At 39.2% G+C, this 15,517-nt stretch carries 14 protein-coding genes; 12 read left to right on the top strand and 2 right to left on the bottom strand.

Annotated elements, in window-relative coordinates; translation table 11 throughout:
• The first annotated feature begins 294 nt into the window (after positions 1–294).
• Together GWI68_RS14535 and GWI68_RS14530 are read left to right on the top strand one after the other, a co-directional pair.
• Positions 295–1,191: a hypothetical protein gene (locus GWI68_RS14535; RefSeq protein WP_109407275.1), complete on the top strand. Its 897-nt coding sequence runs from the start codon at positions 295–297 to the stop codon at positions 1,189–1,191.
• A gap of 110 nt (positions 1,192–1,301) precedes the next feature.
• A complete protein-coding gene (locus GWI68_RS14530) occupies positions 1,302–1,853 on the top strand; it encodes a GNAT family N-acetyltransferase (RefSeq protein ID WP_166540748.1) in 552 nt (183 codons plus the stop codon).
• A 78-nt stretch (positions 1,854–1,931) separates the two neighbouring features.
• Here GWI68_RS14530 and mnmC read toward each other — a convergent pair whose 3' ends face one another.
• Positions 1,932–3,983: a bifunctional tRNA (5-methylaminomethyl-2-thiouridine)(34)-methyltransferase MnmD/FAD-dependent 5-carboxymethylaminomethyl-2-thiouridine(34) oxidoreductase MnmC gene (mnmC, locus tag GWI68_RS14525; protein ID WP_166540747.1), complete on the bottom strand. Its 2,052-nt coding sequence runs from the start codon at positions 3,981–3,983 to the stop codon at positions 1,932–1,934.
• Positions 3,984–4,188: 205 nt separating this feature from the next.
• On the opposite strand from mnmC, the gene fabB reads away from it, so the two are divergent.
• The gene (gene fabB / locus GWI68_RS14520) at positions 4,189–5,400 is read left to right on the top strand and encodes a beta-ketoacyl-ACP synthase I (RefSeq protein WP_109407272.1); all 1,212 of its coding nucleotides are present in this window, start codon (positions 4,189–4,191) and stop codon (positions 5,398–5,400) included.
• Between the two features lie 563 nt (positions 5,401–5,963).
• On the opposite strand, the gene GWI68_RS14515 is transcribed toward fabB, so the two are convergent.
• A complete protein-coding gene (locus tag GWI68_RS14515; protein ID WP_166540746.1) occupies positions 5,964–6,884 on the bottom strand; it encodes a DMT family transporter in 921 nt (306 codons plus the stop codon).
• Positions 6,885–7,005: 121 nt separating this feature from the next.
• Here GWI68_RS14515 and GWI68_RS14510 point away from each other — a divergent pair, with 121 nt between their 5' ends.
• The 9 genes from GWI68_RS14510 (at position 7,006) to cvpA (ending at position 15,491) form a co-directional block, all read left to right on the top strand.
• Entirely contained in the window at positions 7,006–7,788 is a 783-nt protein-coding gene (locus tag GWI68_RS14510; RefSeq protein WP_109407270.1) for a helix-turn-helix transcriptional regulator, read from the top strand.
• A 149-nt stretch (positions 7,789–7,937) separates the two neighbouring features.
• The gene (pdxB, locus tag GWI68_RS14505) at positions 7,938–9,080 is read left to right on the top strand and encodes a 4-phosphoerythronate dehydrogenase PdxB (protein ID WP_166540745.1); all 1,143 of its coding nucleotides are present in this window, start codon (positions 7,938–7,940) and stop codon (positions 9,078–9,080) included.
• A 45-nt stretch (positions 9,081–9,125) separates the two neighbouring features.
• Entirely contained in the window at positions 9,126–10,136 is a 1,011-nt protein-coding gene (locus GWI68_RS14500; RefSeq protein WP_166540744.1) for an aspartate-semialdehyde dehydrogenase, read from the top strand.
• The gene (gene truA, locus GWI68_RS14495; protein WP_243733408.1) at positions 10,136–11,020 is read left to right on the top strand and encodes a tRNA pseudouridine(38-40) synthase TruA; all 885 of its coding nucleotides are present in this window, start codon (positions 10,136–10,138) and stop codon (positions 11,018–11,020) included. Before GWI68_RS14500 ends, truA begins: the two co-directional genes overlap by 1 nt.
• A gap of 24 nt (positions 11,021–11,044) precedes the next feature.
• Positions 11,045–11,746 carry a DedA family protein gene (locus GWI68_RS14490; RefSeq protein ID WP_166540743.1) on the top strand — a complete coding sequence of 234 codons (702 nt, stop codon included), beginning with the start codon at positions 11,045–11,047 and terminating at the stop codon, positions 11,744–11,746.
• A 169-nt stretch (positions 11,747–11,915) separates the two neighbouring features.
• Positions 11,916–12,878 carry an acetyl-CoA carboxylase, carboxyltransferase subunit beta gene (accD, locus tag GWI68_RS14485; protein ID WP_166540742.1) on the top strand — a complete coding sequence of 321 codons (963 nt, stop codon included), beginning with the start codon at positions 11,916–11,918 and terminating at the stop codon, positions 12,876–12,878.
• Positions 12,871–14,169: a bifunctional tetrahydrofolate synthase/dihydrofolate synthase gene (folC, locus tag GWI68_RS14480; RefSeq protein WP_166540741.1), complete on the top strand. Its 1,299-nt coding sequence runs from the start codon at positions 12,871–12,873 to the stop codon at positions 14,167–14,169. Before accD ends, folC begins: the two co-directional genes overlap by 8 nt.
• Positions 14,159–14,815, top strand: coding sequence for a cell division protein DedD (gene dedD, locus GWI68_RS14475; RefSeq protein ID WP_109407264.1), 657 nt, complete (start codon positions 14,159–14,161; stop codon positions 14,813–14,815). Before folC ends, dedD begins: the two co-directional genes overlap by 11 nt.
• Before the next feature lie 184 nt (positions 14,816–14,999).
• Positions 15,000–15,491 carry a colicin V production protein gene (gene cvpA / locus GWI68_RS14470; protein WP_023581692.1) on the top strand — a complete coding sequence of 164 codons (492 nt, stop codon included), beginning with the start codon at positions 15,000–15,002 and terminating at the stop codon, positions 15,489–15,491.
• Positions 15,492–15,517: the final 26 nt, after the last annotated feature.

Here is a 15,517-nt window from a genome sequence, read left to right as displayed (position 1 = left end):
AATCGGTTGTTTTTTCTTTCTTAAAATCTTATTAAAATAATGACACTTAAGTCATATTTAGGATATTTGCTGTTGAAAAAGGTGAGTGTTTAGTCAAAAATCAATCCTCACTATTTATCAATTGTTTTTATTTGATTTTTCAAAGTCGATGTATCTCTCATTGATTAAGCATAATAGTGCTATCTTTTGTAACACCTTGCCATTTCTGTAAAATTACTTTTAAATGTTTTTTAGGAATGTTTCTCGGGATGCAAATGATTTGCATAGAATATTTATGATAAGGATAACGATACGATGAAAAATTTCTTTAAAATAAGCCTACTTACAAGCGCCATTTTATTTTTGTCTGCTTGTGATCAAGTTGATTTAGATAATAAAAAAAATAAATTTTATTACAGTAATCCAAGCGAAAATATGATCAGCTTTAGTGTTGATGGTAAAGAATATCAGGTTGAACCTGGTAAAAATGGCTATATTACATTGTCGCCTGGTGAGCATAACTTAAAAGACAGTGCAGGCAATAATGCCCTTTTTATGGTTTATGACAACAATAATGGTGGCATATTAAACCCTGATAATTTCATGTACTACACCCTTTCTGAAGTGTATGCCGTGAAAGGGAAAACAGACCAGTTTAAAACGGTTGACTACCCACTGATTATTAATGGTTACGAGTTTGAACTCCCCGTACGTAGCACTAATGCTACATTAATTGATGGTAATACCTTTCAATGTACCTACCCTCTAGGCGAGCCATTTCCTAATGAAATTCGTACACGCAATAAAAATAATGACGGTGGTATAAAAAATAAGTGTTTTGATAAACCAGAATTTATTAAATACATTTCTGCTGAGTACGCTAAAGATTTAAATCCATTTACACAAGAAGATGAGTATAACGATTCGGTGAATCTCAATTTAGATTACATGCTACCGACGGCAGAATTTACTGATCCCGATATTCAAGCAGAAGCAGAAGAGCTTGTGTCGCTTTTAAATCAAATTCAGGAAAGTGAAGATCCAAAGATCCACAACGCATTAAAAGATAAACTTTATAAGGCGACATTGGCAGTCTCTAATGCGTATGCTAATAGGGCTGTAAAGGACTCGGTAGAAGATAATAAATATTACACACGTTTTATTGAGGCGAGTGGTCAGTTTCAATCTTATGGTATTTTACCGAAAGATTAAAATAGCTGAAAAAGTAGTCATCAATTTAGTGTTAATGTAAGCCATCCAATAGGATGGCTTTTTAATAAGTTTAACTATCAAAGTATTAAAGTATAGAACTGGAAATAGATATGACGATCACACAAAATAAAATAAAAAATAATGGTATTACACTTCGTCAAACACAAATTGATGATGCCATTAAATTACCTACGATTGAGCAATCTGCAGGGCAACTTTTTAGCATATTAGAAGACTTAAAGTGGATCAGCGAAAGTGATGTCCAAGGGGTTGAAACACATCTAGAATTTATTAACCAACATGAACATTGGGTTGCGGTTAATCACGACAATGAACCTGTGGGATTTATTATGACGCAAGCATTGACTGATAGTTTATTTATTCATGAACTCTCTGTCAGCCAAGATTGGCAAAATAACGGAATTGGTAAATTACTTATTCAAAAAGTCAAAGATGAAGCAACGGCGCGCCAATTCAGTACCGTTACATTGACAACATTTCGTCATGTTCCTTGGAATGCACCGTATTATCAACGCTTAGGTTTTTCTATTTTGCCAGAAAATGAAGTTCCACACTCTTTGCAAGAAATCTTAGACGATGAAGTTGAAAGAGGGGGATTCGTGAAAGAAACGCGCTGTGCAATGAAATGTAAGATTTATTAGTTCATAACATTAAAAAATAATAACGTTAAAATAAGCAACCTAAAGCGGTTGCTTATACACTAACGGGAGAAGCTACTTTTACTTTTTTACTTCAATCGGTTTTCCGCGTAGTAAAGGCCTTACCCAAAAACGATTAGGGTGTAAGGCATTCAATACACTATCTTCGACAGGGAAGGGTTCATCAAAAATTTGGCTTGCGAGAATTTCGGCTGATAACGGTGCTGAACATAATCCACGAGAGCCTAATGCACTGATGATATAAAGCTGATGATAAGCAGGCGCTAAAACGGGCGTTTGTCTTCTACGCTTAAACCTATCTAAATGGGTATATGCTAATAGCAAGTTTTCAAAGTTGGGTACTTCACCTAATAGCGGTAGATGATCGCGTATCGTACAACGAATACCGACTCGTGCATTGTTTTGGCTAAAATCAACATCAAAGCACCAAGGTGTTTTGGCTAAACAGTGCGTAAGATGATATTGATTGTCTTCTTGCTCCTCACTGGAAACCGTCAAATCTAACCTATCTCTGCGAAAGCTTGCGCCAACACAATGCAAATTATCTTGATTATCAACTGGCGTAAAATAGCCATCATAACAAAGCACTGTTTTTAATTTTGATAGTGTATTTGTTGTTGGAATATGACTAACTTGGCCTCTAACCGCACTAATCGGTAACTTGGCACTTTGGGTAAAGTCGGTAATTCGATGTCCATTTGCCAAAATTACGCAATCATGTTGTGATTGAATTTGTGTCACATGATTATCGTTACGATGAACGATATTTAAGCTCCAAGATGAGTCATGTTGCATTATCTGCGTAACTTGATGATTAAATTGCAGTATTAAACCCAATTGTTGAGCATATTTTAGTGCTTGAGTGGTTAATTCAGTGGGAGAAAGCCAGCCAGCTTGCGGGTAAAAAAGCCCTTCGTAATTAATATCTAACCCGCACTGGGTATTCATCTCATCTTGAGAAAGGTAACAAGCTATTTCGTGAAAAGATGCAGAATGATTAATTATTCGTTCTGCTTTTTTTCGCACTCTATCATTATAAATAAGTTGAGCAACACCAGACCATTGGTGAGAAAACATAATGCCAGCTTGGTTTAGATTGTCATAAGCACGTCGAGCAAATAAGAATGCGGTTGTAAAAAATTGCTCTATTTCGTCGGACTTACCATTTAACAAAGGGTATAAAACACCTTGTCGATTACCTGATGCATTTGTTGCGGGCTGTTTATCTTCACAATATAAGGTGACTTTAGCGCCTCTTCTTAAGCAAGAAAGTGCGATAAAGGTGCTAGCAATACCACCACCTATGATAGCGATATCTTGTGCTTGTGTTGCATGAGGTCGTGCATAATAAGGTAGGTATTCGGGGGAGGATGAATGAGGGAATACACCTGTCAACATCTCTCTTTTTTGCCCAAATCCTTTGATTTTTTTTATCTCAAACCCAACACTTTGCAAACCTCGTTTTACAATACCGGCAGCAGTAAATGTCGAAAATGTACCATTTTCTCTCATTGAATCTGCCATGGATTGAAAGAGTGTTTCACTCCACATTTGTGGATTTTTAGAAGGGGCAAAGCCATCGAGAAACCATGCATCTACTTTATTGCGTAGTGCTTGGCGAGTTTGCGGTAACAAGGTGTTGATATCACCAAACCATAAATCTAGTGTGATTGCCCCATCTGCGAGAATAATACGGTGGCAACCAGCGATAGGTAATGGCCATTGAGAACAAAGTGCTTTTGAATATTTTTCAAGTTCAGGCCAATGGCAATGAGCGGATTGTAAATCATTTTTTGTGAGAGGGAATTTTTCAAAGCTAACATAGTGAAGGCGCTTTAAACATGCGTTGGGTGATGTTTGTCTAAATTGCTCAAACGCTTGCCACAGTGTTAAAAAATTCAGTCCAGTACCAAACCCTGTTTCTGCAATAACACATTCAGAGCGTACATGTGTACCAAAACGTAATGGAAAATGATTTCCCTGTAAGAATACGTGTCTTGTTTCTTCTAGGCCGTCTTGGTTTGAAAAGTAAATATCGCCAAATTGTTCTGAGATAGGCGTACCAAGTTCATTCCAACTTAAAGATGCGGTATTTATCGAGCTATTATTCACGGAACTGCCTGTATTTCTCCAAAAAATTGTCTAATATCTTAGCGCTGTTAGCTAGGTTGTACCAGCCTTTAAGGGGAAACTGTTTTATCAGCTTATCTGCATTTTTGTAAAAAAGATCCTGATCGGACTTGTTCAGCGTACAACTGTACGCTAGAGTGCTACTCAGAAATCCCGCAGCTACAACTATTATTGTAAAGAGGTATGAATGAAGCGCGCAGTGATCACGGGTCTGGGTATTGTTTCGAGCATTGGTAATAACCAGAAAGAAGTGCTGGATTCTTTAAAGGAAGGCCGTTCCGGGATAACTTTCTCAGAAGAATTTAAAGAGATGGGGCTTCGTAGCCACATTTGGGGCAACGTTAAGCTTGATACTGAAGGTCTTATTGACCGTAAAATCCGCCGTTTTATGAGCGACGCATCGGTTTATGCCTATTTATCTATGCAAGAAGCGATAGCAGATTCAGGTCTGAGTGAAGACCAAGTTTCTAATATTCGTTCAGGTTTAGTCGTAGGATCTGGTGGTGGTTCTCCACGTAACCAAGTCCAAGGTTCTGATGGCATGAGAGCAAAAGGTCTACGTGGCGTAGGTCCTTATATGGTGACTCGTGCAATGGCATCGGGTGTTTCAGCGTGTTTAGCAACACCTTTTAAAATTAAAGGCGTTAACTATTCAATCAGTTCTGCTTGTTCAACATCAGCACACTGTATTGGCCACGCCGTTGAGCTTATCCAATTAGGCAAACAAGATGTTGTGTTTGCTGGTGGTGGCGAAGAATTAAGTTGGGAAATGACCTGCGAATTTGACGCTATGGGCGCACTTTCAACGAAATATAACGAAACACCAAGTAAAGCTTCCCGTACTTACGATAAAAACCGTGATGGTTTTGTTATCGCTGGTGGTGGCGGTATTGTGGTTGTTGAAGAGTTAGAACACGCATTAGCGCGTGGTGCACATATTTATGCTGAAGTTGTAGGCTATGGTGCAACTTCCGATGGCGCAGATATGGTTGCTCCTTCTGGTGAAGGTGCTGTGCGTTGTATGCAAATGGCAATGCAAGATGTTGAGAAAGTTGATTACATCAATACACATGGTACTTCAACGCCAGTTGGTGATTTAAAAGAACTTGAAGCTATCACTGAAGTATTTGGTACACATACACCAGCTATTTCAGCCACTAAAGCGATGACCGGTCACTCATTAGGTGCGGCTGGTGTACATGAAGCAATTTATAGCTTATTGATGTTAGAGCATGGTTTTATTGCACCAAGCATTAATATTGAAGAATTAGATGATAAAGCACTGGGTATGAATATTATTACTCAGCCAACAGAACAAAAGTTAAACACTGTAATGTCAAATAGCTTTGGTTTTGGTGGTACTAATGCTTCATTAGTAATGAGCAAATATAAAAACTAGTTAGTTATACTTATATTTTCTTATTAAAAAAGGCAGGCTTCATTTTAATGGAGACTGCCTTTTTATTTTAAATTCACAAGTTAAAATAAATTATTATTCTAATAAAGATACTTTTTGAATAAAAACTATTTAAAAAAGATTATATAAATAATCTTTAAAAATACCCCTTCTAATAGTTACCTGTTTTATTATTCTAATAAAATAGACGGTTTTTTATAACTAATTGTTTTAAATAATTAAATGAAATTAATCGTGTTTTATTTCAATCGTTTAATTTAATTGTAACTAAAATCATTAAATGTTTTGTTTTATATGGAGTTAGGTTAATAGAAAGGACTAATAGGACAAAAAGAGCTGAAAAAAATTGATCTGGATTATTTTATTACAAATAAGTAGAAGCTATTTAATATAAAAGTTGGTAATGTTTGCCACGGATACTTGTATTACTTTATATTTTATACTTTGATTTCTTATGTCAGTTTTATTTATAAAACCTAACATCATGATGTGACCGGCTAAGAATTTAGCCGGTATTTTTTTATTGTTGTCTTTTTGACATTGACTCACATCTCCTGATGACAATCTGCTTTTTTCGTTGCAGACTGACGTCGGAAATTCAGTGGTGCTCTCAGTTGTTGCACTAAGAGCACACCCAATAACACAATACCACCACCCACTAAATGATAACTATGCATTTCTTCACCAAGAAGTGTGATAGCAATCATTGCTGTAAATAATGGCATTAGGTTCATAAAAATAGAGGTTGTATTCGCACCTAATTTCATCACACCTAAGATCCACAGGTAAGGAGCAAGAATAGAAGCACCAATCCCCGCGAAAATCACTAATCCAATATTGTCTTTCGTTAATGCCACGCTTTCGGCAAGAAAGAAGTTTGGTAATAATAACAGAACACCAAACCCAATTTGAACATAAAGTGATTGCCAATTAGGTAGTGCGATAGACCACCGTTTTGTTAAAACGCCATAAAGTGCGTATGATGCCGAAGCAATAAACATCATTAGCTCGCCATATCCCAATCCTTGAGAAAGTAACTGGGTCGGTTCTCCACGACTAATTAGCCAGACCAAACCACTAATTGAAAGCACAGTACCGAGCACTATTCCGACAGTAGGCACAACGCGTAAAACAAAAATACTGATAATAACCGTCAGTAATGGGATCAACGAGTTCAAGATGCCCATAAATGTGGCGCTAACATAATGTGCAGCATAATAAGCCAAACTCTGGTACATCACCATTCCTAATGCACCAAGAATAAATAATTTCCACCAATATTGTTTGACGGTTTTACGATGGTGCCAAACAGGCATGATCAAAAAAGGCGTCATAATTAAAAAGGCGAGAAACCAACGATAAAAAGAGATAGCCGCAGGATCGATAACAGACGCAGCTGCTTTATTGACGACGGCATTAATGGACCAGATCAGTACTGCTAAAAGCGGAAATATTGCGTTTTTCATTGTTCTCACATCTATTTTTAAACCAGGTTGCTATTGTAAGCTTGTCTGATTAGATATATATAATGAAAACCAGACAACAGATAGGCCAATAAAGACAACATGACAAGAGAACAACATAAAGATGACAATTGAACAACAAAAAATGCAATGGTTATTGTCTGATCCAGATACAGTGCGATTTCGTGATGAGCAACTATTAGCTGAAACCGAGTTTGTTTATCATCAACATGATTTTGGTCAGTTGCTTTATGTGATTTCTGGTGTCATGGATTTAGAAGCTGGAGGACAGCGGTTTTTAGCACCCCCTGAATTTAGTGTGTGGATCCCTAAAAATGTAGGGCATGCTAGTTATAATAAAAAGACACTCTCTTTTAAGGTGCTAGATATCGCACCAAGTTGGTGTGAAGGTTTGTTAGATAAACCGTGTTTAATTCAATTAAGTGCTATTTTTTCAACTATATTTTCTGATTTCTTTCATCGTGGTGTCTGTAAACCACAAACAGAAGAAGATTTTCGCTTAGCACAAGTGTTGATAGATCAGCTTAAAGCTTCACCGATTCATCATACATACTTACCTTCTTCTAAAGATAAATTACTTGCCCCAATACTTTCTGCATTAGAGCAGGACCCAGCTGATAATACTTCGTTAGAAGAATGGGCTAAAAAACGTTATACCTCAGAGAGAACACTTTCTCGTCGTTGCCAACAAGAATTAGGCATGTCTTTTAGCGAATGGCGTAAGCGCTTACGTTTTTTACATGCAATTTCTTTATTAGAACAAGGAAAAAGTGTGAATGAAATTGCGTTTGATGTGGGATACAGCTCTTCGTCTACATTTATTGCAATGTTTCAACAATTTGCTGGCACAACGCCAGAACGTTTTCGTCGATTACCCAATTGCTAAGTCTTCTTTTCATATATTTACTTAAAATCTAGGCAGATTTTACTGTCAATAATAGGCTTTGTTGTTAATAAGTGGCAAAATAGACCGCTTAAATTTATTTTTTGATTGATTGTTTACACACATAAATACCAAATCAGTGAGATAACACAGTGAAAATTCTGGTTGATGAAAACATGCCTTATGCGGAACAGCTTTTCCGCCAATTAGGTGAGGTAAAAGCGGTTTCTGGTCGTCCTTTACCTATTGATGAACTTAATGATTCTGATGCCTTAATGGTGAGATCGATTACTAAAGTCAATGAATCCTTATTATCAGGCAAGCCAGTGAGATTTGTTGGAACGGCAACGGCCGGTTTTGACCATGTGGATATTGCATGGTTAGAGCAACAACAAATTGGTTTTTCATCAGCACCAGGTTGTAATGCTATTGCTGTTGTAGAATATGTATTTTCTGCACTGATGATGCTTGCAGAGCAAGATGGCTTTCAATTAGCCGATAAAGTTGTTGGTATTGTGGGCGTGGGTAATGTCGGTGGGCGATTAGCAACACGCTTACGCGCATTAGGTGTCAATGTATTACTTTGCGATCCACCTAGAGCAGATAACGGTGATAATGAAGAATTTCATTCATTGGAAACGCTATTAGAAAAAGCGGACATTCTGACTTTCCATACACCTCTCAATAAATCAGGTCCATACAAAAGTTATCATTTGATAAATGAGAACAACCTCGAAAAATTACCTGAAGGACGTATTTTAATTAATGCGAGCCGTGGTGAGGTTGTTGATAATCAAGCACTATTATCTGTACTTGAGAAAGGTAAATCCTTACGTGTGGTATTAGATGTTTGGGAGCCAGAGCCAGATCTCTCTATTGAATTATTAAATAAAGTCGATATAGGCACTCCACATATTGCGGGTTATACCTTAGAAGGTAAAGCGCGCGGTACAACACAAGTATTTGAAGCTTACTGTGATTTTATTGGACAGCCTCAACAAGTTGAATTATCAACCTTGTTGCCAGCACCGACTATTTCAACAATTTCAGTACAAGGTGAGCTAACACAAACGTTATTAAAACAACTGATCCACCTTGTTTATGATGTGCGTCGAGATGATGCACCATTACGAAAAGTGGCCGGTGTAAAAGGAGAGTTTGATAAATTACGCAAACTTTATCCTGTACGCCGTGAATGGTCTTCACTACATGTAATTTGTGATAACCAAACCACGGCCAATACATTAAGTGCGATTGGTTTTAGTGCTACATACAAAAGTGCTACACGCAAATAAAGCACAACATTATTTTTAAAATTTTATGGTATTGGAGGATATCTTATGGGAGAAGGTTGGAATATTGCTGTTGTTGGTGCAACAGGTGCTGTTGGTGAAGCTATTTTAGAGCTGTTGCAAGAGCGTGAATTTCCCATTGGTGAACTGACCGCAATCGCAAGTGAAGACAGTATTGGAAAATCTGTGCGTGTAAACAGCAAAAGTGTTGCTGTTCAAGGTATTCACAATATCGAATGGGCAGATATTCAATTAGCTTTCTTTGCTGCTCCGACAGAAATTAGTGCGCAATATGCACAGCAAGCAGCAGATTCAGGCTGCATCGTCATTGATTGTAGTGGCATATTTGCTATGGATTGGGATGTACCACTGATAGTCCCTGGCGTGAATAGCTCAATGCTTGCAGAATATCGCACCCGTAATATCGTTTCTATTGCTGACAGTATGGTGAGCCAATTGTTACGTGCGATTAATCCATTAACAGAAGCTGCTGGTTTAACTCGTCTTAGCGTGACCAATTTAATGTCAGTCTCCCGTTTTGGAAAACAAGCAGTTGATGAACTTGCTGGACAAAGTGCTCGTTTACTTAATGGTGTTCCACCTGAATTAGGCCGTTTTAATAAGCAACTGGCCTTTAATATTCTACCTCTTATGGTTGATGACGAAGGCTCAGTACAAGAAGAGCGTCGCATGGTTGACCAAATTCGTAAAATCTTACAAGACGAAGGCCTTCCAATTTCAGTCACTACATTACAAGCTCCAGTTTTCTATGGTAATGCGCAATCAGTGCAATTAGAAACATCACGCCCAATGGGCAGTGATGAAGCACGTGAAACATTGCAAGAAAATGAAGACCTGAGTATCAGTGATGAAAATGATTTTCCAACACAAGTGACCGATGCTTCGGGAAATGTGAGCCTAAATTTAGGTTGCTTCCGTAATGATTATGGTATGCCAGAAGCCTTACAATTTTGGTCAGTGGCAGATAATGTGCGCTTTGGTGGGGCATTAATGGCTGTTGAAGTGGCAGAACAATTAATGCAGGAGCAGTTTTACTAATGAATGCGCCAGTGAGTGCTGAAGTAACAGAACAACCTTTGACTGAGTCAACGGTTATTTCTGAAAGCACAACAATCAAAATCGCGTTAGGCGTTGAGTATGATGGTAGTCGTTATTATGGCTGGCAACGCCAAAATGAAGTGCGCAGTGTACAAGAACGGTTAGAAAAAGCCCTTTCACAAGTGGCTAATGAACCTATATCAGTTTTTTGTGCCGGAAGAACAGATGCTGGAGTGCATGCAACGGGGCAAGTTGTCCATTTTGAAACAACGGCGCACCGTAAAGATCCCGCATGGACAATGGGTGTTAATACCCATTTACCTGCGGATATCGCTGTACGTTGGGTAAAAACGGTTTCTGATGATTTCCATGCACGTTTTAGCGCAACGGCAAGACGTTATCGCTATGTGATTTTTAATCATCGCTATCGTCCCGCTATATTATCATCTGGAGTGACGCATTTTCATTACCCTTTAGATGCTGAGCGTATGCATCAGGCTGCCCAATGTTTATTGGGTGAAAATGATTTTACCTCTTTTAGAGCCGTTCAATGTCAATCACGAACGCCATGGCGTAACGTTATGCATGTTAACGTTTCTCGATATGGTGATTATGTTGTGGTGGATATTAAAGCGAATGCTTTTGTACACCATATGGTGCGAAATATTGTCGGTAGCCTTTTAGAAATAGGGTGTGGCAATCAGGACATTACTTGGATGGCTGAATTATTAGCCTTAAAAGACAGAACCAAGGCTGCTGCAACAGCTAAAGCAAATGGCTTGTATTTGGTGGCAGTGGATTATCCTGAGCATTTTGAATTACCAAAACCTGCAATGGGCCCACTATTTTTAGCGGATACCCCTATTGAAATATCTCAATCATAAAAACACCCAGTTCTCTGAGGATTTATGGAAATATTAACGCAATTTGTTGATTTGATAAAATTTCTAATTGATTTTATTTTACATATTGATGCGCATTTAGCAGAGCTTGTCGCGCAATATGGTGCATGGGTCTATGCCATTTTGTTTCTGATTGTTTTTTGTGAAACAGGGCTGGTGGTAACGCCATTTTTACCTGGTGATTCATTGCTGTTTGTTGCTGGTGCTTTAGCTTCTTTAGATACCAATGATGTGAATGTCCATATTATTGTCTTACTGTTGCTTTGCGCCGCGATTTTAGGTGATGCAGTGAACTATTCTATAGGGCGACTTTTTGGCGAAAAGCTATTTAGTAAGCCTAATTCACGTATTTTTCGTCGTGAATATCTGGACAAAACCCATGCTTTTTATGAAAAACATGGTGGTAAAGCGATTATTTTGGCAAGATTCGTGCCGATTATCCGAACTTTTGCGCCATTCGTTGCAGGAATGGGAAAAATGTCATATCGTCATTTTGCCTTTTATAATGTTACTGGGGCAATTGCATGGGTACTGTTATTTACTTATGCGGGATACTTTTTTGGTGACTTAGATATAGTTCAAAAGAACTTAAAATTGCTAATTGTTGCCATTATTGTTATTTCTATTTTACCGGGCGTCATTGAGATCATACGCCATCGCAGAGCGAGTGCAAAAGCGAAGAAAGAAAGTGATAGCAAAGAGGTTTGAGCAGTTATCATTAGTTTTTGCCGTAGAATAGCCATAATAAAGAGATGCGCTGAAATTCAGTAAGCGGTATCATCATAAACTTTGCTAACCACACAGCCAGTGCATTGTGGTTGATACGCTCACAATAATTTTACTGGCGAAGGTCAGATTCAGACGAAAAGGTCCGTTAATGAGCTGGATTGAAAAAATTCTAAATAAAAGCACTATCACAAGTTCACGTAAAGCCAATATCCCAGAAGGAGTTTGGACTAAATGTGATAGCTGTGGACAGGTACTCTATCGCGCAGAATTAGAGCGTAATTTGGAGGTTTGTCCTAAATGTGATCACCATATGCGCATTTCAGCGCGCCGTCGCCTTGAGACTTTCCTTGATACAGGAAGTACCACAGAATTAGGTAGTGAATTAGAGCCTAAAGATATTCTGAAATTCCGCGACTCCAAAAAATATAAAGACAGAATTAGCGCTGCTCAAAAGCAAACTCAGGAAAAAGACGCATTAGTCGTCATGAAAGGAACATTGAAAAAGATGCCAGTTGTTGCTGCTTCTTTTGAGTTTGCGTTTATGGGCGGCTCTATGGCTTCTGTTGTGGGGGCGCGCTTTGTTCGTGCTGTTGAACAAGCACTAGAAGATAATTGTCCTCTGATTTGCTTCTCTGCAAGTGGCGGTGCGCGTATGCAAGAAGCGCTGATGTCATTAATGCAAATGGCAAAAACCAGTGCAGCATTAGCAAAAATGCAAGAACGTGGTTTGCCTTATATCTCAGTGATGACTGATCCTACAATGGGCGGTGTTTCTGCAAGTTTAGCCATGTTAGGCGATATTAACGTTGCGGAGCCTAAAGCACTGATTGGTTTTGCAGGCCCACGCGTTATTGAGCAAACTGTACGTGAGAAACTGCCAGCAGGTTTCCAACGTAGTGAGTTTCTGTTAGAAAAAGGGGCGATTGATATGATTGTTCGTCGTCCAGAAATGCGTGATGAGCTGGCTGAATTACTGGCTAAGCTGACTCAATATGATTTAGTCGAAGATGAAGATGAAATTATTGGCGAAGAAATGATTGCTGATGAAATCGAATCTGCTGATAACGAGCCAGAAATTAACATCGAAACGAATAAAAAAGAAGATGTCTAATATCATAACTGCTCCTAAAGCCACATCGCCTCTGTCGGTGTGGCTTTCTTATCTTGAACACTTACATTCAAGCGCCATTGATATGGGGTTAGAACGTGTAGGCGAGGTAGGAAAAATATTAAATGTGTTACGCCCTGCACCTAAAGTCATTACTGTTTCAGGTACAAATGGAAAAGGCACAACCTGTCATATGCTAGAGTCAATCTTGATGGCATCAGGATTGAAAGTCGGCGTTTATAGCTCACCTCATCTTGTTCGCTACACAGAACGTGTACGTATTCAAGGCAAAGAACTTTCCGAAGATGCTTTTTGTGAAGTTTTTGCAGAAATTGAACAAGCTAGAGGCGATATTTCGCTGACCTTTTTTGAATATGGCACTCTGGCTGCGCTGAAGTTATTTCAACAAGCACAACTTGATGTTGTTATTCTTGAAGTAGGATTAGGCGGTCGATTAGATGCGACGAATATCGTTGATGCAGATATTGCTGCTATCACAAGTATTGCACTCGATCATACTGATTGGTTAGGTGCAGATAGAGAGCATATTGGTCACGAGAAAGCCGGTATTTTCCGTGCTAATCACTACGCTGTTGTGGGTGAGCCAGATATGCCTCATTCCATTGCTGAAGTTGCCAATGGAAAACAGGCTAAGCTTTTCCGTCGAGAAACGGATTGGTCTTTTGTTATTGAAGGTGATCATTGGCATTGGCGTTGTGCTGATTGTGAATTTGATGCGTTGCCTATCCCTAATATTCCGCTAGCCAATGCGGCGACAGCGATGGGGGTCATCCGTTGCTTGCTCAAATCTGATGATAAGGTCAGTCAAGCAATAACACAGCAAAGCATTGTTGAAGGAATGTCTCGAGCACAATTACCTGGACGTTTTCAGGTAATTTCACAACATCCTCTAGTTATCTTTGATGTGGCACATAATCCTCATGCAGCAGGATATTTAGCTGAAAAATTATCACAATTACCGCGTAAGTCTGATACCAAAGTGCGTATTGTTGTTGGTATGCTAGGTGATAAAGATATTGCGGGAACATTAGCGTGCTTAATGCCATTGGCGGATAGTTGGTATGTTGCGCCACTTAATGAATTTCGTGGCGCTTCAGCGGATGTACTTGCTCAACATCTTGAAAACCCATCGGTATTTGAGAGTGTAGAGGCGGCATGGAAACAAGCTATGTCCGATGCTAATCCTAATGATATCGTCGTGGTGTGTGGCTCATTTCATACAGTCGCACATGTGATGGAACTTTTGGAAAAGGAGAGTGTGGGTGGCGAGTAAATTTCAAAATCGCTTAGTCGGAGCCGTGGTATTAGTGGCAGTAGGGGTTATTTTTTTACCTGCGTTGCTTGACGGCGATAAGAAATATAACGAAGACCAATTTGCCGCTATTCCTTTAGTACCCAAACCAGGCGATGAACAAGAAATTGAATCTATCGCTCCTATAGAGCAAACAACGACGCCTTCAACACCATCAGAAGGCGCTTCTGAAGCAATGCTTTCTGAAGCAGTCACGGGTGTTGAACAATCTACGGCAACAGCACCACAACCACCAACCGTTGTTCCTGTTACGCCACCAGTACAACCAACGCCGACACCTCCTGTACAGCCAACGCCTGTACCACCGGTGGTCACGCCACCTGTACAACCACCAGCACCACCAGTGCAAGAAACCAAACCACCAAAAGGTGAAGCTTGGGTTGTTCAATTAGGTGCATTGAAAAATGCGGCGAAGGTTGAAGAAATTATTGCGAAAATGCATTTCTCAGGTTACCCGGTGTATACCGTACCCGCGCGTCCTGTTGCTGGTCAAATGACTCGAATTTACATTGGGCCAAGTGCATCTAAGTCAGAATTACAGGCTATTTTGCCTCATTTAAAAGAGCTTACAGGCTTACAAGGTGAGGTAAGGGCATATAAGCCTTAATTTTTCTAAATGAGTCATCTGATGAGCGATGTAACAAAGCGTTAACTTATTGCGGCGATTATGATTTTTCATATCGCCGTAAATTATTTTGAAATTAGTGAAAATTAGCATTACGCAAACGTTTTCGTTTTCTGTTAGAATGCTTCCGTATTAATGCGGAGCATCATTTTTGGATAAAGAATTTATGGTCTGGATAGATTACGCCATCATTGCCATTATTGGTTTTTCCGCATTAGTCAGCCTGATCCGTGGCTTTGTTCGTGAAGCATTATCACTCATCACCTGGGGTTGTGGTTTCTTTGTTGCTAGTCAGTTTTATCCTTATCTTGCCGTCTATTTTACCCGGTTTGAAGATGAACTGGTTCGTAACGGGATTGCAATAGTCACTCTGTTTATTGCGACACTGATTGTTGGTGCTGTTGTGAACTATGTGATTAGCTCTCTTGTTCAACGCACAGGGTTATCAGGTACAGATCGAGTTTTGGGGGTCTGTTTCGGGGCATTAAGAGGCGTGCTGATCGTGTCAGCATTATTGTTTGTTTTAGGGGCATTTACGCCTATGGCAGATAGCGCTGATTGGCAACGTTCTGAACTTATTCCTCAATTCAACCATATTATTAGGTGGTTCTTTGACTACCTGCAAAATGCGTCAAGTTTCGTGTCGGAGAGAATATAACCTCTCCGTCTGGCTGATGAGGATCT

The organism is Proteus sp. G2669 (assembly GCF_009915245.1).
In the GTDB taxonomy this organism is placed as follows: Bacteria; Pseudomonadota; Gammaproteobacteria; order Enterobacterales; family Enterobacteriaceae; genus Proteus.
This window is presented reverse-complemented; position numbering and strand designations above follow the sequence as displayed.